The organism is Stenotrophomonas sp. FBCC-B152 (genome assembly GCF_059134105.1).
Genome location: NZ_CP101442.1, coordinates 4,366,101 through 4,388,473, shown reverse-complemented (window position 1 = coordinate 4,388,473; position 22,373 = coordinate 4,366,101). Strand labels below are relative to the sequence as shown.

17 protein-coding genes and 1 riboswitch are annotated in these 22,373 nt (G+C 63.8%); of the genes, 8 read left to right on the top strand and 9 right to left on the bottom strand.

Translation table 11 applies throughout. The features are described 5' to 3' along the window. Positions 1 to 48 precede the first annotated feature (48 nt). A riboswitch (cobalamin riboswitch) is annotated at positions 49 to 280 on the top strand. 214 nt (positions 281 to 494) lie between these two features. The 3 genes from metE to pncA all read left to right on the top strand — a co-directional run bounded on the left by metE (position 495) and on the right by pncA (position 4,212). Then, complete coding sequence (gene metE, locus NMB40_RS19850; protein ID WP_494359596.1) at positions 495 to 2,792, top strand: 5-methyltetrahydropteroyltriglutamate--homocysteine S-methyltransferase; 2,298 nt, start codon at positions 495 to 497, stop codon at positions 2,790 to 2,792. A gap of 66 nt (positions 2,793 to 2,858) precedes the next feature. Continuing rightward, positions 2,859 to 3,530, top strand: coding sequence for an epoxyqueuosine reductase QueH (locus NMB40_RS19845; protein WP_494359595.1), 672 nt, complete (start codon positions 2,859 to 2,861; stop codon positions 3,528 to 3,530). 55 nt (positions 3,531 to 3,585) lie between these two features. Continuing rightward, positions 3,586 to 4,212: a bifunctional nicotinamidase/pyrazinamidase gene (gene pncA, locus NMB40_RS19840; RefSeq protein WP_494359594.1), complete on the top strand. Its 627-nt coding sequence runs from the start codon at positions 3,586 to 3,588 to the stop codon at positions 4,210 to 4,212. Positions 4,213 to 4,601: 389 nt separating this feature from the next. Here the strand turns inward: pncA and NMB40_RS19835 are convergent, their stop codons facing one another. Continuing rightward, positions 4,602 to 5,417 (bottom strand): DUF2971 domain-containing protein, encoded by an 816-nt coding sequence (locus NMB40_RS19835; protein ID WP_494359593.1) that lies wholly within the window; start codon positions 5,415 to 5,417, stop codon positions 4,602 to 4,604. 595 nt (positions 5,418 to 6,012) lie between these two features. On the opposite strand from NMB40_RS19835, the gene NMB40_RS19830 reads away from it, so the two are divergent. Together NMB40_RS19830 and NMB40_RS19825 are read left to right on the top strand one after the other, a co-directional pair. Then, positions 6,013 to 7,512, top strand: coding sequence for a Shedu immune nuclease family protein (locus NMB40_RS19830; protein WP_494359592.1), 1,500 nt, complete (start codon positions 6,013 to 6,015; stop codon positions 7,510 to 7,512). Positions 7,513 to 7,793: 281 nt separating this feature from the next. Then, positions 7,794 to 8,108, top strand: a complete 315-nt coding sequence (locus NMB40_RS19825; protein ID WP_494359591.1) for an alpha/beta hydrolase — start codon at positions 7,794 to 7,796, stop codon at positions 8,106 to 8,108. 404 nt (positions 8,109 to 8,512) lie between these two features. On the opposite strand, the gene NMB40_RS19820 is transcribed toward NMB40_RS19825, so the two are convergent. From NMB40_RS19820 to NMB40_RS19810, 3 genes are all read right to left on the bottom strand, one after another. Further along, on the bottom strand, positions 8,513 to 9,010 hold the full coding sequence (locus tag NMB40_RS19820) for a hypothetical protein (protein WP_494359590.1): 498 nt from the start codon (positions 9,008 to 9,010) through the stop codon (positions 8,513 to 8,515). Between the two features lie 191 nt (positions 9,011 to 9,201). Then, positions 9,202 to 15,438, bottom strand: a complete 6,237-nt coding sequence (locus tag NMB40_RS19815) for an autotransporter-associated beta strand repeat-containing protein (RefSeq protein WP_494359589.1) — start codon at positions 15,436 to 15,438, stop codon at positions 9,202 to 9,204. Between the two features lie 215 nt (positions 15,439 to 15,653). Beyond that, positions 15,654 to 16,523: an SDR family oxidoreductase gene (locus tag NMB40_RS19810; protein ID WP_494359588.1), complete on the bottom strand. Its 870-nt coding sequence runs from the start codon at positions 16,521 to 16,523 to the stop codon at positions 15,654 to 15,656. Positions 16,524 to 16,620: 97 nt separating this feature from the next. Here NMB40_RS19810 and NMB40_RS19805 point away from each other — a divergent pair, with 97 nt between their 5' ends. Continuing rightward, positions 16,621 to 17,517: a LysR family transcriptional regulator gene (locus tag NMB40_RS19805; RefSeq protein ID WP_494359587.1), complete on the top strand. Its 897-nt coding sequence runs from the start codon at positions 16,621 to 16,623 to the stop codon at positions 17,515 to 17,517. Between the two features lie 44 nt (positions 17,518 to 17,561). On the opposite strand, the gene NMB40_RS19800 is transcribed toward NMB40_RS19805, so the two are convergent. From NMB40_RS19800 to NMB40_RS19780, 5 genes are all read right to left on the bottom strand, one after another. Then, positions 17,562 to 18,020: a hypothetical protein gene (locus NMB40_RS19800; RefSeq protein WP_494359586.1), complete on the bottom strand. Its 459-nt coding sequence runs from the start codon at positions 18,018 to 18,020 to the stop codon at positions 17,562 to 17,564. A gap of 47 nt (positions 18,021 to 18,067) precedes the next feature. Further along, positions 18,068 to 18,493 (bottom strand): hypothetical protein, encoded by a 426-nt coding sequence (locus NMB40_RS19795; protein WP_494359585.1) that lies wholly within the window; start codon positions 18,491 to 18,493, stop codon positions 18,068 to 18,070. Positions 18,494 to 18,630: 137 nt separating this feature from the next. After that, the gene (locus NMB40_RS19790) at positions 18,631 to 18,927 is read right to left on the bottom strand and encodes a hypothetical protein (protein ID WP_494359584.1); all 297 of its coding nucleotides are present in this window, start codon (positions 18,925 to 18,927) and stop codon (positions 18,631 to 18,633) included. A 150-nt stretch (positions 18,928 to 19,077) separates the two neighbouring features. Continuing rightward, a complete protein-coding gene (locus tag NMB40_RS19785; protein ID WP_494359583.1) occupies positions 19,078 to 19,482 on the bottom strand; it encodes a VOC family protein in 405 nt (134 codons plus the stop codon). A 19-nt stretch (positions 19,483 to 19,501) separates the two neighbouring features. Next, a complete protein-coding gene (locus tag NMB40_RS19780) occupies positions 19,502 to 20,245 on the bottom strand; it encodes an SDR family NAD(P)-dependent oxidoreductase (RefSeq protein WP_494359582.1) in 744 nt (247 codons plus the stop codon). A gap of 138 nt (positions 20,246 to 20,383) precedes the next feature. Here NMB40_RS19780 and NMB40_RS19775 point away from each other — a divergent pair, with 138 nt between their 5' ends. Together NMB40_RS19775 and NMB40_RS19770 are read left to right on the top strand one after the other, a co-directional pair. Then, complete coding sequence (locus NMB40_RS19775; protein ID WP_494359581.1) at positions 20,384 to 21,280, top strand: AraC family transcriptional regulator; 897 nt, start codon at positions 20,384 to 20,386, stop codon at positions 21,278 to 21,280. Positions 21,281 to 21,305: 25 nt separating this feature from the next. Next, positions 21,306 to 22,313: an alpha/beta hydrolase gene (locus NMB40_RS19770; protein WP_494359580.1), complete on the top strand. Its 1,008-nt coding sequence runs from the start codon at positions 21,306 to 21,308 to the stop codon at positions 22,311 to 22,313. Positions 22,314 to 22,373 lie beyond the last annotated feature (60 nt).

Genomic DNA, 22,373 nt, shown 5'->3' with positions numbered 1-22,373 from the left:
TCCGTGCAGCGTCATAGAAGTTCTCCTTGACCAGCAGCCCGGTCCGAACTAGATTGTTCGGGCCGAAGGTATCCATCTCTTCATGCAGATGAAGGGATGGGTTTAAACGGGAATCCGGTGACGGTGCCTTGCGCGCCCATTCCGGAGCTGCCCCGCAGCGGTGAGTGGAAACGAAACCTGCCAACAGCACTGGGCCTGGCGCCTGGGAAGCGGCAGGAAGTAGGTGGGCCCCGTGCCCGTGTCCATCAGCCCGAATACCGGCCCCGGCCGGAGGACACGACCGTCCTCTGATTCGACCTGGAACGTCCGCGGGGAGGTTGCCGGGGCCTGCCGCCATGCGTTGCGCGTGGCGCTGCCCCCGTGCGTCCGCTTCACGGCATCCGGTTCGCCCGCGGGGGCGAAGGTCGCTGGCGGGGCGGACACGGCAGCAATGGCGTGGGTGCCGCGCAGTTCCTTCGTTCCTCAATGCCGCTACTGCAATGAGGACACGTTCCATGACCACTGTTACCAACCTGGGTTTCCCCCGTATCGGCGCCAAGCGCGAGCTCAAGCGCGCGCTGGAAGCGTACTGGTCCGGCCAGAGCAGCGCCGAAGCACTGCAGGACACCGCCACCGCCCTGCGCACCACGCATTGGCAGCTGCAGCGCGATGCCGGGGTGGATGTGCCGCCCAGCAACGACTTCAGCCTGTACGACCAGGTGCTGGATGCCGCCTTCCTGTTCGATGCCATCCCGGCCCGCTACCGCGCGCTGGCCGATGCCGACCCGCTGGCCGGCTACTTCGCCATGGCCCGCGGGCTGCAGCGCGATGGCTTCGACCTCCACGCGCTGGAAATGACCAAATGGTTCGACACCAACTACCACTACCTGGTGCCCGAACTGCAGGCCGGCCAAGGCTTCGCGCTGCGCGGCGACAAGCCGCTGGCCGAGTACCGCCAGGCCAAGGCGCTGGGTATCGAAACCCGCCCGGTGCTGATCGGGCCGGTGACCTTCCTGCTGCTGTCCAAGACCACCGATGGCAGCCCGGCGCTGGACCTGCTGGATGCGCTGCTGCCGGTGTACGTGCAACTGCTGGGTGAACTGCAAGCCGCCGGCGCGCAGTGGGTGCAGCTGGATGAGCCCGCGCTGGTGCAGGACCTCAGCCCGGAAGCACGCGCCGCCTTTGAACACGCGTATGCGGTGCTGGCCACCGCCGCCCGCCCCAAGGTGCTGGTGGCTACCTACTTCGGTGCGTTGGAGGACAACCTGGAACTGGCCGCCTCGCTGCCGGTGGATGGCCTGCACGTGGACCTGGTGCGCGCACCGGAACAGCTGGATGCGGTGATCAAGGCCCTGCCCGAAGGCTGCGTGCTGTCTGCAGGGCTGGTCAACGGCCGCAACATCTGGCGCACCCACCTGGACAACGCACTGGTGCTGGCCCGCTACGCACACGGCCAGTTGGGCAGCGAGTTCCTGTGGCTGTCGCCGTCGTGTTCGCTGCTGCACAGCCCGGTGGACCTGGCGCATGAGAAGAAGCTGGACGACGAACTGCGCGGCTGGCTGGCGTTCTCCAAGCAGAAGCTGGAAGAGCTGCGCGTGCTGGCCGATGCCATCGACGGGCCCGCGCGCGCCGAAGCCGCGCTGGAGCTGTCGCGCGATCGCATCGCTTCCCGCAAGCGCTCGCCGCGTGTGCACAACCCCGCCGTGGCCGCGCGCCTGGCCGCGCTGACCCCGGCCGATGCACAGCGCCACGTCCGCTACCCGCAGCGGCACCTGGCCCAGGCCGCCGCACTGAAGCTGCCGCGCTTCCCCACCACCACCATTGGCTCCTTCCCGCAGACCCTGGAAGTGCGCGAAGCCCGCGCCCGCAACAAGTCCGGCACCCTGCCCGACGCCGACTACGATGCGTTCCTGGCCAGCCAGACCGAGCACTGCGTGCGCATCCAGGAGCAGATCGGGCTGGACGTGCTGGTGCACGGCGAGTTCGAGCGCAACGACATGGTGGAGTACTTCGGCGAGCAGCTGGAGGGCTTTGCCTTCACCAAGAACGGCTGGGTGCAGAGCTACGGCTCGCGCTGCGTGAAGCCGCCGGTAATCTACGGCGATGTGAGCCGCCCGCAGCCGATGACGGTGCGCTGGTCGCAGTATGCACAGTCGCTCACCGACCGCCCCATGAAGGGCATGCTGACCGGCCCGGTGACAGTGCTGCAGTGGTCGTTCGTGCGCGATGACCAGGCCCGCGCCGACACCTGCCGGCAGATCGCGCTGGCGCTGCGCGATGAAGTGCTGGACCTGGAGGCGGCCGGCATCGGCGTGATCCAGATCGACGAGCCGGCCATCCGCGAAGGCCTGCCGCTGCGCCGCGCGCAGTGGCGTGAGTACCTGGACTGGGCCGTGGAAGCATTCCGGATCAGCGCCAGCGGCGTGCGCGATGCCACCCAGATCCACACCCACATGTGCTACTCCGAATTCAACGACATCATCCACTCGGTAGCGGCGATGGACGCCGATGTGATCTCCATCGAGACCTCGCGCTCGCGCATGGAGCTGCTGGATGCGTTCGTTCGCTTCCAGTACCCCAACGAAATCGGGCCGGGCGTGTACGACATCCACTCGCCGCGCGTGCCGGACAAGGAAGAAATGCTCTCCCTGCTGCGCAAGGCCGCCGAAGTGCTGCGCCCCGAGCAGATCTGGGTCAACCCGGACTGCGGGCTCAAGACCCGTGGCTGGCCCGAGACCCGCGCCGCGCTGGAAGCGCTGGTGGCGGCCGCACGGCAGCTGCGCGATGAGAGCGCAGACGCCAACGCCGCCTGATTCCCTTCCCGTTGCACAAGGGTCCCGCCGCCGCCGTTGCCGGCGGCGGGGCCGATGGATGTCCGCATGACCGATTTCGTTCGCCCCACCCTCTCCCTGCCTGGCGGCCACGACAAGCTGCTGCTGCACTCGTGCTGCGCGCCCTGCTCGGGCGAGGTGATGGAGGCCATCACTGCCTCCGGGATCGACTACACGATCTTCTTCTACAACCCCAACATCCACCCGGCGCGCGAGTACGAGCTGCGCAAGCAGGAGAACATCCGCTTCGCCGAACAGCATGGTGTTCCCTTCATCGACGCCGACTACGACACCGACAACTGGTTCGCGCGGGCGCGCGGCATGGAGAACGAGCCCGAACGCGGCATCCGCTGCACCATGTGCTTCGACATGCGCTTCGTGCGCACCGCGCTGTATGCGCATGAGCATGGCTTTCCGGTGATCAGCAGTTCGCTGGGCATCTCGCGCTGGAAGGACATGAACCAGATCAACGACTGCGGCCACCGCGCGGCGGCCCACTACCCCGGCATCCAGTACTGGGATTACAACTGGCGCAAGGGTGGTGGCGCGGCGCGTATGGTGGAGATCAGCAAGCGCGAGCAGTTCTACCAGCAGGAATACTGCGGCTGCGTGTATTCGCTGCGCGATGCCAACCGCCACCGCCGGGAGAACCAGCGCGAGCGGATCAAGATCGGGCTGTTGTATTACGGCCAGGACAACGACGCGCCCAAGGGCGATTGACGTACGCGAAGGGGGCCGCCACGCTGGTTGCCCCCTCCGTTGCGCTGGACCTGCCATGACCGCCCTGCCCGCCGATGTCGCCCTGCTGGTAATCGACCTGCAGCCGGACTTCATGCCCGGTGGCGCGCTGGCCTGCGAAGACGGCGATGCGCTGGTGGCGCCGATTGCCGCCCTGCTGGCCGAGCGCCGGTACCGCACGGTGGTGGCGACCCAGGACTGGCACCCGGCAGATCATGCATCCTTTGCCATCCAGCACGCGGGCAAGCTGCCGTTCGAGGCGATCCTGCTGCATGCGCAGCCGCAGACGCTGTGGCCCGATCATTGCGTGCAGGGGACCGATGGGGCGGCGCTGCACCCGGGCGTGGACTGGACGCCCGCCGACCTGATCCTGCGCAAGGGCACCCGCCGGGAGGTGGATTCCTATAGTGCGTTCCGCGAGAACCATGGGCCTGATGGCAGCCGCCCGGCTACCGGCCTGGCCGGCTGGCTGCACGAACGCGGCATCCGCGAGGTGCATGTGTGCGGGCTGGCGCGCGACTACTGCGTGCTGTGGAGTGCGCAGGACGCGGTGAAGGCCGGGTTCCGGGTGAAGTTCCTTTGGGAGCTGACGCGGCCGGTGACCGCGGCCAATGATGGGATGGTGCGCGAGGCGCTGGCTAAGGTGAAGATCGCGGTGATCTGATCCGCAGGACGCGCACCCCGCCGAATGCACGCCGTACCCTTCGACATGTCACGACCGATGGTCGCAACGTCTATCATCGTTCTGAGCCCGCTCCCACTCGCGGTTACCTGACCAACATACAAAGTCGGATCTCGGCCAAGCGCAGATACTCGACTACTGTCCGGCTAAGTCCAATCACCATAGCCTATGCAACCTAACCCGCGTGCCGAGTTACTTGAGTTACTGGACAAGCAGGACACCATGCGTCGGGACGATGATCGGACCTGATATCGCACCAGACTACATCTAAGCAGAATATAGCTGAGCCGCTTGGACCTCATAGCAGAACTCCAAGCAGCCCATCGATTTATGCCTGCGGGGGATGGCTATCGCCAGCGACTTAGAAAATTTCAGGCCAGCTCCCTGCGAATCATATCGAATGAACCTTCAGAGAGAGCAGCCTTATAAACGGGCACTTTAAGGGCCTCACCCAGCAGCTTGGCTTCTTCAATCAGATCGACATGTGCTCTCAGGCCCAAAGTTAGCTCTGATATCATTTCATGAGGCAAGCTGAATAAGCACACATCATATGGCGCACATGGAATCCGCTTGTCGGCGTCTTTAAGGAGTGCGACGACACGTTCCTCATGCTCGTAACGCCAGTCCTCTGATTTCGTCCATAGAACCTTTATGTCAATGCTCTGCCCCTCAACATGGGAAACAGGGACTCTACTAGTTGAGTACTCGACTTTATGCAACCCCTTCTCGGGGTCACTCGCCTTACCCATAGTTTCGAAGAACTCATGCTCACGCCTAAAGCCAACGCAAAATCCGGCGTGGGAATTTGTATAGTGAGACCACATCAGGGAGCTATCCCAGCGACGGGAGAGCGAAAGTATTCCTATAGTTGAGTTTATTCTATCTCTCGCGCTCTCGAAGAAGAACTCCTGGAAGCCTTTGTAATCATGCGCAGCCTGCCTCGCAGATTCGACGGATAACTTTTTAATCAACTTATTCTTCAGCCGTCTATCGTTGCGCCCCCTCACCGCTATCGAAATTCCTTCCAATCTCCGAAGCATTATGTTTTCGCGCACCGTCTTGAACTGCTGCATGCTCATCGTAGGAAGGAGCTCGAAGGGGTCATTTAGATCAGCAGGTTGCGTGAACCTTAACAGCCCATCTTTTAGGTAGCTTTTACGTTCGGGAGGGAGATATTTATATAGCATTTGCTTGGTTCTTGCCGCTTCTTCTGACTGACTAGATGATGGCCGGTGCGTGGTACATTGCAGGGATTCCCAGCGACACTCCTCTAGGCGTTGCGTGTTACCCACTCTCAGCACAGGCGATTCTGGACCATCTGGATTCAACCAACAAGCAAAGCCACTGCCGGGGTGCCGTCGAACCTGCAGATTGTGCCCAGAGCCGCCAGTTCTATCCCAAAGAATCTAGCCGATATCCGCTTGCGGGCGGATGAGCCACTGCGTCCATCCACGGATATCAGCACTCCCTCACGCATCATCTTGGTCCGCTGCTCCACTCCTAGCCCGTTACACGCTAGGCGTGGGCGCCACTCGTTTCCTAGTTGAACTGTATTGACCATGGCATTGACCGTGGCCATGCTTGAGGATGAGCGGAGCGAAGCTATGCAAGCCTGGGCCTCGCACGGTCGTGCGTTTCCCTGGAATTTGCAGTTTGAACCGGCGTATCCACTGGCGCACAGTTTCAGTGAGCGCGAATTATCGACACTCGGCGGCGAGCTCCACTCGACCTCTTGACGGCACGATGGCACCATTCCCACATACCCCCTGAGGATGCTTCCCCATGACGCCCGTACCGAACGCTGAATATCGTAACTCGCTGCGTACTGATGGAGGTCCCTGGGCTGTGTTGCACATGATAGGTTCGGATGGTGAACCTGTGAGCTCTGTAGACGAAGCAGTTTGTGTCCAAGTGTTCTACACAGGCCGTGGAAATCCTGAAGAGCTTCCGGATGGCGATGACTCTTGGATTTCTATCCTGGAAGTATGCTCCGATTACATTGCATTTTTCCCTGTCGGCCAGCAGTACGGGCTTCCTAGTTACGGTCAGCCGATCTTTAGCCACGTTCGACGCATTATGATTGGTAGATACTCCGACTTGGCACTACCAAGTACCATTGAGGAGCTGGACGATCTGCTCGAGAGATTACCCCCCGGTTTCTACAAGAACTGGCGTCATGGCTTGGGGGTCCTATGGAAGTATCGTGTAGTTGTTAGTGCGATAGAAGCCGCTGAGCCTGTGCATACCGTTCTGTTTCACGGGCCGATTGGTGGCGAGGAGCGACGGGATCTCTTCCCTCCTGATGCCTATGCGGTCAGCATGAAGGTTTACGAAGAACTAATGAGTAGCGTCCGTGGGATTGCCAGCCGCCACCAGCGCGCAGCCCGAAAGGAGAAACTTGCTCTGTGTCATAACGAGCTAATGCATGAGATCGAGCCACAACGTTATCCGCGTCATAGAATTCAACTTGCACCAGGCGCACTTTCGGAGCTCACAAATCTAGCGAGGGGAGCCATCAACCTCACAAAGGGAGACCAGCGCGCCGCCGTGACATTAGTGCGACGAAATGCTCAAGACCTTGCCAAGTCTGAACCTGTCGAGTTGCTTCGGCTAAGAGATGACATTGAAGTCGTGTCATTACTTCAGCTGATTGATAAGTGTCAGAGCCTTATTTCGACTTCAGCATCTGAGCGATCTTGGCAAGCGTTCCTAACGGGAAATCCATTTGTTCTTACGATGGCTTTCCACTTCCCGGTCTTTGTTATTTCCGATCAACCATATGTAGGAGGAAAGTCTTTTCACGGATCTGGGGGCAAGTATGGGGATTTCCTTGCGAGTGCTGCTAGTACCGGCAGCTTGGCACTTATAGAGATTAAAGACCCCGCAGCGAAGCTGGTTGGAAAGGCATACCGCGCGGGCGTTTACCCCCCTTCTCCCGACCTATCTGGTGCAGTCGCCCAAGTGCTGGTTCAGCGCGACACCTTCAAAGAGTCTTTCCTACTTCTAGGTAAAGAACTCTCACGCTCTGGTCACAGTGCCCATGCGCTCACCTGTCTCGTGATAGCGGGAACTACACCCGAGCTACAGGCCGAGAAAGAAGCTTTCGAGAGATACCGGCACTCTGTGCATGGAGTCATCATCGTGACTTTTGACGAGCTACTGGAACGGTTGAAATCGCTTTATTCCCTCCTGACAGAAAAGTCAGAGGCTGTGGTAACACCCGGCGCCCGCTCTAACCGGCCCGGCGAATTCAGATCTGATATGAAAATCGATCCTTTTTGAATATTCGGGTACTTATCCCAGCAGGTTACGTTCGCCTAGCTTTAAAAATACCCCCCAATCCTCCGCTCCACACTTACGCGCCGTTCCAGCCAGAGGCAGACGTTGTTGCCCTGGCTGAACTTTCTAATCCGTTCCCGCCGCCATTGCCCTCCCGGTCTGCAACGGCCATGTAATCACCCCGGACCTGACCTTTGTACCCGCGCTATCGGATCACGGCTCGCCGTTATGGAACGTAATGCATAAAATGGACCGCCGCCCTGTGCTGGCTCTTCGGGTAGGGCATGACCTGCGTGCTGCTGAAGTATCGCGTTCCTGGCTCCGGCCCGTATTGGGCTGACGAATGCAATTGCCGGCGCATCCCCGAGGTGCCAATGGCAATGCAGGATGCGCAGCGGGCCATCGCGCTGTTGCGGGCTCGGGCCCACGAACTGGGCATAGATCCACATCGGGTGGGCGTAACCTGGTTCTCTGCCGGTGGACGCATCGTGGCGGACGTCAGCAATTCCCCGGCGCGGAGTTACGACGCCGTAGATGCGGCCGACCAGCAGCCCACGCGGCCGGACTTTGCCTTGGCGCTGTATCCGGGCCATCTGTAGGACAAGCGCAAGCCGGGCCTGGCGCTGGATGCGGGAGTGCGAATCGCGGCGGACTGTCCGTCGACCTTCATCCTGCAGGCGGGTGATGACCCCACCGATGACGTGCGTCACTCCATGACGTACTACCTAGAATTGCAGCACGCCGGGATTCCCGCTAAGTGTCACCTTTACCCGCATGGCGGCCGCGCCTTCAGCCTGCGAGCTGCAAGCACAGCGCCGGCGAACTGGCCGTCGCTGGCGTACACGTGGCTTAACGAAATCGGCGTACTGTCCGATAGCGCGAACGTGCCAACAGAGTGGGTATCCTCGGGCTCAATCCTTCCAGGGATGGAATTGATGACTCCAAGCCGCGCTTTGCGGCCAGAGGCCGACGTTCAGCGTTTGAACAACGCCGAGCCAGGCTTCTAGACGAGATTCAGCTGCGTCTTGGACCATATCGGAAAGTACTGCTCGCAATCCCCGGACTTCACGAACCAACAGGCGCGGACGGCCACGTAGGTTTCCGGCCTGGAACAAAGGCCACCCGCCGTGCACTTGCCCGAAAGGACCACAGACCCGCCTGGGTCAAGCTTTGTGCTGTGGACCATCAGCACCATTCCATCCGAGGACTCCGGGAACGGCTCCGGATCTGGCGAGCGAATGGTGTCGAAATTCAGATACGGGTTGAGATACAGGACCGGACGCGCCGTATCGTTGCGCAGCTCCAGCACGTAGTCCCCGGTAGCGCGGTCGTAGTAGCGAACCGAAAGAGTGACGCCCTCGGAGAGCGGCGGCAATGTAGTACAGCCTGCGAGCAGGGATAGTGCCACGAAGGAAAGATGTCCCTTCATGGCGCGCATCCACCTAAAGCGTGACCGCTCGGAATTGCCAGCGGCTGCCTTGAATTCGCTGCGATCTCGCATGCCTGACATCCCGTCCGGTGACCTTCATGGGTCTGCTGCGGATGTTAGCAGCGGTCACGGAGATCGGTATTTGGCGCGCCCTGGCTGTTTGCCTTCGACCCAGTGAATGAGAAAGGCCGCGCACCCCAGTGGGATGCGCGGCCTCGGTTGCATGCGGCAGCGGGAAGGCAGGGCCCTCCCGCTGCTTGGCATCACAGCGCGATGCGGATACCCGCGTTGACGCTGTTGTTCTCCACGCCCGACCCCTGCTCGGTGCTGACGGCACCGTACAGGTAGCTCGACGCTCCCAGGCGCACGGTGCCCTGCAGCTGGGCCCGACCGAAGGCCTTGCCCGCCTCGGCGGCGGACAGGTCCACCCGCTGGCCGGCCAAGGCGGTTGTCACCGTGGCCTGGCGGGCCTGGCCGTGGTTGATGCCCGCCTGCAGACCGAACTGCCAGGTCGCACGCGCCGCCAGCGGATCGTTCACCAGCGAGCCGACCGACAGGCCGAGCGTGGCGCGGCTGCCTTCGGCCTGGAGGCGTGCAACGTCCAGCGCCGCCAGCGAGTCACCCCCTTCGCGGTAGGCATTGCGCTCAACCTTCTGCCAGTTGCCGCGCAGCGAGGGCTGCCAGCTCAGGCCTGCCGCAGTGAAGGGAAGGCTGACACCGGCACTGGCCATCCGGGTAGTACCCGAGGCCTTGCCGGACAGTGCACCGTCGGCACCCAGGACGTCCGGACGCTGGCTTTCCCAGCGATCGGCCGAGTAGGACAGCATGCCGTCCAGCACCACCGCACCTGCCCTGGCTGCGCCATAGGCAAAGAACGCGTTGCTGTCGAACGTGTTGTCCAGCGGGCTGCGTTCCAGTTCCGACGTCGTGCGACCCAGGCCCGCGCCCCACGCCACGTTGGAGGAGCGGTACACGTCGATACCGGCCGTGGCACGGCGCTGGCGCGCATCGAAGCGATCGGCGCTGGCATCCGCGTCAACCGACACATCCCCGTAGCCGATGTTGGCCCACAGCAGCTGTTCGATACGCGTGCTGGATGCATCCACCAGCACACCCTGGCCGAGTCGACCGGTCACATCGTCGGCCAGTGCGGTCGCATTGGACTGCGCCAGCGCGGCCAGCTTGGCGTGGTTCTCACCGGTCAGGGCGGTCACCATCACCGGCAGTGCCACCGCATCCTGCTGCCACACCGTGCGCAGCAGATCGGTCTGCTCTGCGGTGGTGGTGCCGGCGTCGCTGGCTTCCACCAGGGCATCCAGTGCAGCCGCCGTGGCCAGGCCGTTGCCGTTGACCTTGCCCACCAGGTCAGCGCTGTAGGCGGTCGGTGTCACGTACAGATCGATGTCGAAACCGGTGGTGTAGTACACCTGGAAGCGCGTGCTGGCGGCCAAGCCCTCGGTCGGCTGCAGGAGCCTGTCGAAGGTACCGGTCACACCGCCTTCGCCGCTGACGATGCGGAACATGTCGCCCACCTTCGGGGTGAAGGTGTTGCTCGCATTGCCACTGATTCCACGCAGCAGGGGCTGCAGGGTGCCGTTGGCGACGAAGCGACCGGCCGCGCCGGACACCAGCAGGCGCGAGTAATTGCCGGCCCCGGCGCCGGTGCCGTACCCGTCGATATCGATCTGCAGCGTGGCGTCGTCGGTCAGCGTGACCGTACCCGTCACTGCCAGCGTGCCCGGCGAGTTGCCCGGGGCCAGCGTGCCATCGACGCGCATGTTGCCGGCGATGGCGCCCGTACCACGGACCGTGCCACCACGTTCCACCTGCACATTGCTCAGCAGCACGCCATTGGCACTGAGGGTGCCTTCGTTGACGCACGTGCCATTGGCCAGGACCGCGGTGCCTGCCATGTTGAGGCGACCGGCACCGCTCTTGATGAAGCAGCCGGTGCTGCGCGAACCGTCCAGCATGCCAGTCAGCGTCGTGGTGCCCGAGGCCACATCCAGAGTTGCCTCGCCGGTCACAAACATCGGCTGCGACAGTTGGGCGTCGACCGTCGTGCGCAGGGTCGCATCATTGATCGCCACGGCGCCGGAGCCCAAGCCGCCAGCATTTGCCAGCACGACCGTTCCGCCACTGATCAGCGTGCCACCTGCGTGGGTGTTCGCCGCGCCAAGCACCAGCGTGCCTTGGCCGTCCGCCACCAAGGTGCCGCCGCCGCTGATCGGGCCGGTGACCGTCAGGGTGCTGCCTTCACCGCTGCGCAGCGCGCCCACGCTGTCCAGCACCATCGATCGGCCGGTGGTCATCGACGAGGATGCCTGCAGCGTGCCGCCATTGAAGGTCAGGCCGCCTGCGGCATCGCCGAGGTTGCCGTCGCTGCTGACGTTGAGCACGCCGCCGTTGAGGTTGGTGCCGCCGGTGTAGGTGTTCTGGCCCGACAGGGTCAGCTCGCCTTCGTTGACGGTCGTGCCGCCGCTGTGGCTCACCGTACCGGTCAGGTCCAGGCCGCCTTCGCCGTTCTTGATCAGGCCACCATTGCCGGACACGTCGCCGCTGTTGGTCAACGTGGTGTTGGTGTCGGTAATGAAGGTGCCATTGCCCGCAAGGACCACGTCGCGGTCGCTGTTGACGTCGCCGGTGGTGTGCAGCGTGCCGCCGTTGAAGGTCAGGCCGCCTGCGGCATCGCCGAGGTTGCGGTCGTCGCTGACGTTGAGCACGCCGCCGTTGAGCGTGGTGCCACCGGTGTAGGTGTTCTGGCCCGACAGGGTCAGCTCACCTTCGTTGACGGTGGTGCCACCGCTGTGGCTCGCCGTACCGGTCAGGTCCAGGCCGCCTTCGCCGTTCTTGATCAGGCCACCATTGCCGGACACGTCGCCGCTGTTGGTCAACGTGGTGTTGGTGTCGGTAATGAAGGTGCCATTGCCAGCAAGGACGACGTCGCGATCGCTGTTGACGTCGCCGGTGGTGTGCAGCACACCGCCATTGAAGGTCAAGCCGCCTGCGGCATCGCCCAGGTTGCCATCGCTGCTGACGTTGAGCACGCCGCCGTTGAGGGTGGTCCCACCGGTGTAGGTGTTCTGGCCCGACAGGGTCAGCTCGCCTTCGTTGACGGTCGTGCCACCGCTGTGGCTCACCGTACCGGTCAGCTCCAGGCCACCTTCGCCATTCTTGATCAGGCCGCCAGTACCGGACACGTCGCCGCTGTTGGTCAGCGTGGTGTCGGCGTCGGTGGTGAAGGTGCCATTGCCCGCAAGCACCACGTCGCGATCGCTGTTGACGTCGCCGGTGGTGTGCAGCGTGCCGCCATTGAAGGTCAGGCCGCCTGCGGCATCGCCCAGGTTGCCGTCGCTGCTGACGTTGAGCACGCCGCCGTTGAGCGTGGTGCCGCCGGTGTAGGTGTTCTGGCCCGACAGGGTCAGCTCACCTTCGTTGACGGTCGTGCCACCGCTGTGGCTCACCGTACCGGTCAGGTCCAGGCCGCCTTCGCCGTTCTTGATCAGGCCGCCAGTACCGGACACGTCGCCGCTGTTGGTCAGCGTGGTGTCGGCGTCGGTGGTGAAGGTGCCATTGCCAGCAAGGATCACGTCGCGATCGCTGTTGACGTCGCCGGTGGTGTGCAGCGTGCCGCCGTTGAAGGTCAGGCCGCCTGCGGCATCGCCGAGGTTGCCGTCGCTGCTGACGTTGAGCACGCCGCCGTTGAGGGTGGTGCCGCCGGTGTAGGTGTTCTGGCCCGACAGGGTCAGCGCGCCTTCGTTGACGGTGGTGCCACCGCTGTGGCTCACCGTACCGGTCAGCTCCAGGCCGCCTTCGCCGTTCTTGATCAGGCCACCATTGCCGGACACGTCGCCGCTGTTGGTCAGCGTGGTGTCGGCGTCGGTGGTGAAGGTGCCATTGCCAGCAAGGACCACGTCGCGATCGCTGTTGACGTCGCCGGTGGTGTGCAGCGTGCCGCCATTGAAGGTCAGGCCGCCTGCGGCATCGCCGAGGTTGCCGTCGCTGCTGACGTTGAGCACGCCGCCGTTGAGGGTGGTGCCGCCGGTGTAGGTGTTCTGGCCCGACAGGGTCAGCTCGCCTTCGTTGACGGTCGTGCCACCGCTGTGGCTCACCGTACCGGTCAGGTCCAGGCCGCCTTCGCCGTTCTTGATCAGGCCGCCAGTACCGGACACGTCGCCGCTGTTGGTCAGCGTGGTGTCGGCGTCGGTGGTGAAGGTGCCATTGCCAGCAAGGATCACGTCGCGATCGCTGTTGACGTCGCCGGTGGTGTGCAGCGTGCCGCCGTTGAAGGTCAGGCCGCCTGCGGCATCGCCGAGGTTGCCGTCGCTGCTGACGTTGAGCACGCCGCCGTTGAGGGTGGTGCCGCCGGTGTAGGTGTTCTGGCCCGACAGGGTCAGCGCGCCTTCGTTGACGGTGGTGCCACCGCTGTGGCTCACCGTACCGGTCAGCTCCAGGCCGCCTTCGCCGTTCTTGATCAGGCCACCATTGCCGGACACGTCGCCGCTGTTGGTCAGCGTGGTGTCGGCGTCGGTGGTGAAGGTGCCATTGCCAGCAAGGACCACGTCGCGATCGCTGTTGACGTCGCCGGTGGTGTGCAGCGTGCCGCCATTGAAGGTCAGGCCGCCTGCGGCATCGCCGAGGTTGCCGTCGCTGCTGACGTTGAGCACGCCGCCGTTGAGGGTGGTGCCGCCGGTGTAGGTGTTCTGGCCCGACAGGGTCAGCTCGCCTTCGTTGACGGTCGTGCCACCGCTGTGGCTCACCGTACCGGTCAGGTCCAGGCCGCCTTCGCCGTTCTTGATCAGGCCACCATTGCCGGACACGTCGCCGCTGTTGGTCAGCGTGGTGTCGGCGTCGGTAATGAAGGTGCCATTGCCCGCAAGGACCACGTCGCGATCGCTATTGACGTCGCCGGTGGTGTGCAGCGTGCCGCCATCAAGCGTGAGCTTGCCTGCGGCGTCGCCCAGGTTCTCATCGCTGCTTACCTGCAGCACGGCGTTGTTGCTGACCGAGGTACCGCCAGCGTAGGTGTTGTTGCCCGAAAGCACCTGCGTGCCGCCCTTGATGGCCACGTCGCCCTGCCCGCCGATGGTGCCTTCGAACTCGTCGTTGGCGTCGGTGATGGACAGCGTGTTGTTGCCCAGCGCCACATCACCCTTGCCGTCCAGCGAGGTGATGTTCACGACCGGACCGGCCTGGGTCACGTCCAGCGTACCGTCGATGACGAGCTTCTTCGAATTCTCGATGGAACCATTGCCGGCCAATGCCAGCGTGGCGTTCTCGTCGACCTCGGTGGTACCGGTGTAGCCGTTGGTGTTGGTCAGCGTGACCGAACCGCCGTTGCCGCTGTTCTTGACGATCAGCGAGCCCGGCACGCCGGCGGTGGCGTCGTCGATCTTGCCGGTGAACGTCGAGTCGTGGCCGTTCTGATCGATGGTGCCGGGCTTGTCGTCGATCTTGAAGTCGACATCCACGTTGGTGTCCTTGTCGACCACCAGCGTACCGCCCTCGAACGACGCCTCGTCTTCGTTGCCCAGCTCATCGGTGCCCTTGGGCCCATCGATGATGATCGGGCCGGTCGGGGTAGTCGGTGTGCTCGGCGCGCCGCTGCCCGGGTTGGGCGCGACCGGACCGAAGGGCACGCCCTTGTCGAAGGTCAGGCCGGGCGCCTGGTCGACGAAAAGAACGGGGCTCCACAGCGTGTCATCAAGATTCATTGCCATGAATCCCAGGCGGTACGTGCCGGCCGTGCTGACCTGGTACGTTGCGACCTGCCAGCCGGTCGCGCCGTAACTCCCGGTGGAGTAGCTGCCCGTGCCGAGGTTGGTGGCGCCCAGCAGTGCGTACTGCGCGTTCTGGTTGTTCACCGTCGCGAACACCGAGGCGTCGCCGAGGTTGATCAGTGAGGTCAGCGAGGCATCGTTGTACGGCTCGTAGTCGGTCGAGACGTACTGCCACGCCATGCTGAAGTAGTCACCCGCAGCGAGGGTCAGGTCCTGGTACAGCCACGATGCATTCGTGGGCGACCCGGCCATCGTGTTTGCCACCAGCGATTGGCTTGCAGCGTTCAGCCCAAGTGCGGCTGCACCCGTGGCGAACGAGTCCGAACCGCCGCCCGCCTGCAATGAGGCCATGTTGTTGCCGAAGGGCGTCACCGTCCAGCTATGGCTGCCGTCCTTGGACGCGAAATCGGTCATGCCGGTGACCACCGCGGCGCCGACACCGGCACCGCTATAGCTGCCAGAGCCTTGGGTGCCGGTCTTGGAATACGTCCAGCCGCTCAGCGTTCCGGTTTCGAACCCGATGTTGGTGATGTCCGCCGCCGCCATCGCGGAGGGACCGTACAACGCCAGCGCGGTCATCAGGCTCAGGGCCGCCAGACGGCCGGTGGTCAGCCGCTTGGCCATGCGGCGGGTGCGGCCACCTGCGGCCACCCCGAATTCCGAGGTCACAACCCACTGACCCACGGCCTTGCTCCATACCACCTTGAATACTCTGTTCATTCCCTGGTCCCCTGATGACGCAAATGTTTAAAAAACATGAAAGTGTGCGGTGCATCACATGATCGGCAGGGAGGGACCAATCTTTAATTTTTCCTTCAGACGCCGAGCGCCATGCGTGAATGGTTAAGAAAAACAGCAGCTTGCAGGCATTCGGGGATCTCAGCCCATGAAAAAGGGCCGCACAAGGCGGCCCTACGACATGCTGCTGTCCGCCCTCAGCTCACTGACGCTTGCTCCGCCGCGAACGCCCCATACGTACGCAACGGCCGACCCAGCAGTTGCATCAACCGCTCCACGTCACCCGCGCCCGGCAGCATGCCGTCGCTGATGAAGCGCTCGGCCATCTGTCGCATGTCGTAGGCCATCCACGCCGGCATGAACTGGCGCAGGTTCTGCTCGAAGGCGGCCGTGTCATCGCCGCCGTAGGCGATGGGGCGCTTCAGCACATCGCTCCAGATGGCAGCCACCTGTTCTCCGGTGAGTGCTTCCGGGCCCACCAGGTTGAGTCGGGTCAGCGCGCTGTTGCCCGGCGCCTGTTCGCGGTTGAGCAGTTCGATGGCAGCAATCTCGGCGATGTCGCGGGTGTCGATCATCGCCAGCCCCTTGCTGCCGATCGGCATGGGGTACACACCGTATCCGTGCACCACGTCCTTGATGGTGAGGTCGTTGTCGATGAAATAGGCAGGGCGCAGGATCGTGGCGCTGAAGCCCATCTGCTCGATCATGCGCTCCACGCCGAACTTGCCGGCGAAGTGCGGCACGTTGGCATAGCGGTCGCTGTGGATCACCGACAGGTACACCACGCGCTTCACCCCGGCCTCGCGGGCAACATTGAGGGTGATGAGCGCCTGGGTGAATTCGTCGGCGACCACGGCGTTGAGCAGGAACAGCGTGGAGACGCCTTTCATCGCTTGGCGGAGGGCATCCACCTCCAGCATGTCACCCTGCACCAGCTCCACGGTGGCGGGCAGGTTGGCGGTGGCAGGGGTGCGGACCAGTGCGCGAACGTTTGCGCCGCGCTGGGTGAGGTGCTGGACGACCTGACGGCCGATGGTGCCAGTGGCGCCGGTAAGAAGAATGGTCATGGGGTACTCCGGGTGAGTGGTGAGGCCTCATGGTTGTTGATCCGCTTGCGGACCGATAGCCCATATACTTGGACCACCTGTCTCGCTGGTGGAACACATGGACCTGCTGGCCCTGGCCGACTTCAACCTGGTGGCGCGACACGGCGGGTTTGGCCGTGCCGCGCGCGCGGCGGACCGCCCGAAGGCAACACTCTCGCGGCGCGTGGGTGAGCTGGAGGCCAGCCTGGGGGTCCGGCTGTTCGAGCGTGGCTCGCACACGTTGAAGCTCACCGAGGAAGGTCGGGCGCTGTTCGAGCGCACCGAGACGCTGCTTACCGAACTGGATGAAGCGGCCACGTCCATTGCCTCCGGCGGCGATACGCCCCGTGGCCGACTGCGGGTGAGCGCACCGATGCTGTTCTCGCAGATGGCGCTGGGCAGGATCGCAGCCGAATTCGTCAAGCGCTACCCACAGGTGCGGCTCGATGTCACCACCGAAGACCGCGCCGTGGACATGGTGGAGGAAGGCTACGACCTGGTGATACGGGTCAATCCGGATCCGGATGCGCGGCTGGTGGGGCGGGTGCTGATCCGGGATCGCCTGGTGGCGGTGGCACACCCGGACCTGCCACTGCCCGCGATGGGCGAGACGGCGCCTGCGGTGTTCCGGCCGTCCAGCGATGCCACCGGCTGGGACCTGGTGACGCCGCGTGGCGAAATAAGTATCGCGGTGGATCCGGTGCTGCGCCTGGGCGCACTGACCATGGTGCGCGATGCCGTTCGTGCAGGCACCGGCGCGGCGATGCTGCCCTTCTCGCTGGTTGCCGACGATCTCAGGGATGGCGCATTGGTGTCGTGGGGAGATGCTAAGGCCCCGCCCATCGAGATATGGGCGCTGTACCCGTCGCGACGGCTGCTCAGCTCAAGGGTGTCGGCGCTGCTCGACCTGCTCAAGGAATCTTTCCCCGAGGGTCAGGCGGAGGAGCTGGCCGCTTTCGCGGCTGGGGGCCGCTGACGGCCAGAAGCGGACATACGGTGCAACCCGCTGCGAGCAGTCGCTTAGTCCTCGAAGCTCTTTGCGGGTAAACGGCTTCGTTTGCCTTCCAAAATCCAGCAGAGGCCACTGCAAAGTGTGCCAGCCAGCGCGCCGGCCAAGGGAATGATCCAGTTCCACTTGGGTGCGCCGGGGTTAAGCAAAGCGATAACCACTACGGCCATCGCACTGGTGAGGAAGCCCGCACCGGACCCCAGCAGAATGCTCTCCACGAGATTCAGCGTACGCCGTGAGGCCACGAAGGAGAAGAGCAGGCCGGTGGCGGCCGCCGGGACCGCACCCACAACGTAGCCGCCGATAGCGAAGAAGATCACCATCCAGATCATTCCGAAACTGAAGAGCTCGGCCAACGCTAGTGGATGATCAAAGACCAGGAATTGCGCGAAAATGGAGATGCCGCCGATCACTGGGCCCAACGCGAGAAAGATGAGAGTGGTGCGCTTCATTGCGTCGGCTCGACTCATGGCCCGAGTTCCTTGCTGGGGTCCTTGCATTATGCCCAGTCGGACACTCAGACACCGGTCAACGGCTTCTTCGACCAGATCGGGAAGTACTGCTCGCAATCCCAGGACCTCACGTACCAACAGGCGCGGACGGCCACGTAGGTTTCCGGTCTGGAACAAAGGCCACCCGCAGTGCACTTGCCCGAAAGGACCACAGACCCGCCTGCGGCAAGCTTTGTGCTGTGGACCATAACCGCCATTCCTGCCAGCCCTTCCGGGAAAGGCTCCGGGTCTGGCCGGCGAATGGCGTCGAAATTCAGATACGGATTGAGGTACAGCACCGGCCGCGCCGTCTCGTTGCGCAGTTCCAGCACGTAGTTCCCAGTAGCGCGGTCGTAGGAGCGAACCGAAAGGGTGACACCCTCCGATAGCGGCGGCAACGTGGTACAGCCCGCCAACAGACATGCCGCCATGAAGGACAAGTACCCTTTCATGGCACTCATCCGCCCAAGGAGTGACGGCTTGGAACGGCTCCCGGATGCCCCAGATTCGCTGCAGTCACGCATGCCTGACATCCCGACCGGTCGCCGTTATGGGTTTGAAGCGGATGTTCGCACCCTTGGGTGAACTGTTAGTCGGCATCGTCGCTGGACTGCGTTGGCTCGCTCGTGGCTTTCCAAATGACCGCTTTTATCAGCCATCCCAAAAGAACTCCCGCCAGTGCAATCGCACCGATGATGGGCGAGGCCATAAGTGCAATGCCGAAGATCCAAGGCCATGTGTTCGATCCGGCAAGGCCAGTGATCGCCAGACCCGCAAACGCGCCTACGAAAAGAACGCCGGCAAGAATTGCGATGCCGCGCAACTTGAAGAACAGGGCCGCGATGAATCCGGATCCCGCGAAGTATGGCCAGAGGTCTGTAATCATCAGTCTTCCACTCCTTGGTAGACGGGCCCTTGGGAGCCAGTTGGCTGTGCCTGCACCGAGCCCGGGCTGATGTCCGCTTTGGGCCGTTAGCGAACGTTAGCACCGGGCCGGCCGCTTAAGTAGTCCTGACTTCCGCTGTCGTCGGCGGCATCATTCCTGGCCGTGCTGCCAGCTCTTGTAGACGAACTCCAGGCTGTAGCCATCCGGATCGCGCACCTGCGCGGCGTAGTAGCGTGGGTCGTAGTGCAGCTGCGGTCCGGGCGGATGGATCTCGCTGGCGCCGGCGGCCATCGCGGCGGCGTGCGCGGCATCGACCATCGCCCTGGAATCTGCCACGAAGCCAACATGTGCCGCCTGCGCCGCCGCTACGCCCTGCCGCAGCCAGAAGAAGACCCGGCCCCCTGCGCCGAAGCCTTTCAGGTCCGGGTGGCCGGGTGGGCCCTGCCGGCCGTCGTAGTCGAGCCGGTTGACGATGCCCAGCGGGGCCAGTGCGGCCGTGTAGAACGCAACCGAGCGGGTGGTGTCGGTGACAGTAAGGAAAATGTGGTCGAGCATGTCGTACTCCCGTTGCGAACTAGATGTTGTAGCCGCCTGCCACTTCAATGGTCTGCGCATTGACCCAGGCCTGCTCATCACCGAGCAGCCCGGCAATGACGCGGCCCACGTCGTCCGGCTCACCTACCCTGCCCAGTGCCGTCTGCGCGGCCAGCAGCGCTTCGAACTCATCATTGAGCCCGCCACCCAGCTCGGTACGGATCGCCCCGGGTGCGACCGCGTTGACGCGGATGCGGCGTTCGCCGAACTCCTTGGCCATGTAACGGGTGAGCACCTCCAGCCCACCCTTGAAGGCGGCATACGGCGCCACCCCGGCGGTGGCCACGCGCGTGGTGGCACTGGTGACGTTGACGATGCTCGCGCCCGTACCCAGCAGCGGCAGCAGTGCCTGCGTGAGGAAGAACGGCCCCTTCAGGTGCACGTTGAACAGACCGTCGAACTGTTCCTCGGTCACCGTCTCGATCGGATTGAACAGCCCGAACCCGGCGTTGTTCACCAAACCACCCAGCGCGGAGGCGCCCCAGGTGCCCTGCAAGGTGTCCTTCACCTTTGCGGCAAATGCCGCAAAGCTTTCGGTGTTGCCCACATCCAGCTGCAGGGCCACTGCGGTACCGCCCTCTGCCTGGATGCGCTCCACCACCTGCTGGGCAGCATGGGGCTGGGCGTTGTAAGTGAGGATGACGCCCATGCCACGCTGCGCGCAGTGCAACGCGGCGCTGGCACCAATGCCACGGCTGCCGCCGGTGATCAGTACGTGTTTCATGCAGGTAGTCCTGTGCAGTGAGGGGAGATGCACAGGCTAGGGTTGCCGGCTGCGGGGCGCCGACCTGATCCTCGCCAATTCCTGCCTATTCCTGCTTTCCGCCTTGCCAGCCCCCTGTGGCGGGTGTCCAATGTGGCCATGGACAACGCACTGGAAGAACTGCGCCGGCTCGCGGCGCATGCCGAGAATCGCCGTACCGATACGGGCATTCCCCGCGTTGCCATGGTGCAGGGCGAGATCCCGGAGCATGCCCTGGCGGCCGTATACGAGCCGATGATCAACCTGATCCTGCAGGGAAGCAAATCCATGACCGTGGGTGAGAAGACCCTCGAATACGACCCGGCCACGTACTTCATCATGTCCGTGGACCTGCCGGCGGTGGGTGCCGTGCACCCGGCCAGCACCGGCGAACCGTACCTGGCGGTGAGCCTCACGCTGGACCTTGGCATCATCGCAGCGCTTCTGTGCGACACCACCGATGCCGCCACCGGGCGCGGCGAGCCCTCCACCCAGACCGAAGCCTTCAACGTCGCTGCCGTCACCCCCGAACTGATGGATGCGTGGGTACGCATGCTGCGCCTGATGGAACGCCCCAGCGAGATACCTGCGCTGGCCCCGGCCTACGAGCGCGAGATCCTGTACCGCGTGCTGCAGGGACCACACGGGTGCATGCTGCGGCAGCTGGCCACACCGGATTCGGCGCTGGCGCGTATCAGCAGCGCCATCCAGCGTATACGCAGCGACTACTCCAAGCCGCTGCGCATCGCGGCATTGGCCGAACAGGTGGCAATGAGTGAGTCAGCGTTCCACCGCCACTTCAAGTCCGCCACCGCGCTGAGCCCGCTCCAGTACCAGAAGCAGCTGCGCCTGCTGCAGGCCCGCCAGATTCTGGCGACGCGGGGAACAAGCGTTACCGCGGCCGCGCTCGATGTCGGCTATGAGAGTCCTACGCAGTTCACCCGCGAGTACGCGCGTGCGTTCGGTCTGCCACCCTCGCAGGATGCGGCGCGCATGATGGCAAGCCGGCGTGGATAAGCGACATGGGCTTGGAGCGCGCTGGATGAAATGGACCACCGCCTTGGCCTGGCTCTTCGCCTTGCTCGCCTGCGCCCCCTGCCAGGCGGCACGCACCGGAGCGGAGCCGCTGATCGACCCGCAGGATCGCCCCTGGCATCCCCAGGCACCCGCCATCGAGCAACCCTTGTGGCCGGATTCCCTGGCTATCAAGCTGCCCGCCACGACCGGCGCCGAACGCTTCGGCCGCAGCCCGGGGACCATTGCTGGCCAGCCGGTCACCATGGTCCAACTGGTCTCCCGGCCCAGCATGACGATCTACCGGCCGGTCGTGGCCAATACAGGCGCGGCCATCGTAGTGTTCCCTGGCGGTGGCTACCGCGTGCTGGCCATCGACCTGGAGGGCACCGAGGTCTGCGACTGGCTCGTCGGGCAGGGCATCACCTGCGTGCTGCTGAAGTATCGCGTTCCCGGCTCCGGCCCGTATTGGGCTGACGAATGCAATTGCCGGCGCATCCCCGAGGTGCCAATGGCATTGCAGGATGCGCAGCGGGCCATCGCGCTGTTGCGGGCGCAGGCCCACGAACTGGGCGTAGATCCACACCGGGTGGGCGTAATTGGGTTCTCTGCCGGTGGACGCATGGTGGCGGACGTCAGCAACGCTCCAGCGCGCAGTTACGACGCCGTTGATGCGGCCGACCAGCAGCCCACGCGGCCGGACTTTGCCTTGGCGCTGTATCCGGGCCATCTGTGGGACAAGGGCAAGCCGGGCCTGGCGCTGGATGCGGGAGTGCAAATCGCAAAGGACTGTCCGCCGACCTTCATCCTACAGGCAGGCGATGACCCCACCGATGATGTTCGTCACTCGATGACGTACTACCTGGCATTGCAGCAGGCCGGGATTCCCGCTGAGTTGCACCTTTATCCGCGTGGCGGCCACGCCTTCGGCCTGCGAGTGGCAAACACAGCGCTGGCGAACTGGCCGTCGCTGGCGCGCATATGGCTGGGCGCTATCGGCGTACTGCCTGATGGCGGGACCGTGCCAGCGGAGTGAGTGCCCTTGGTTCAATCCTTCCAGAGATGGAGTCGGTGACCTCGCACCGCGCACATGCAA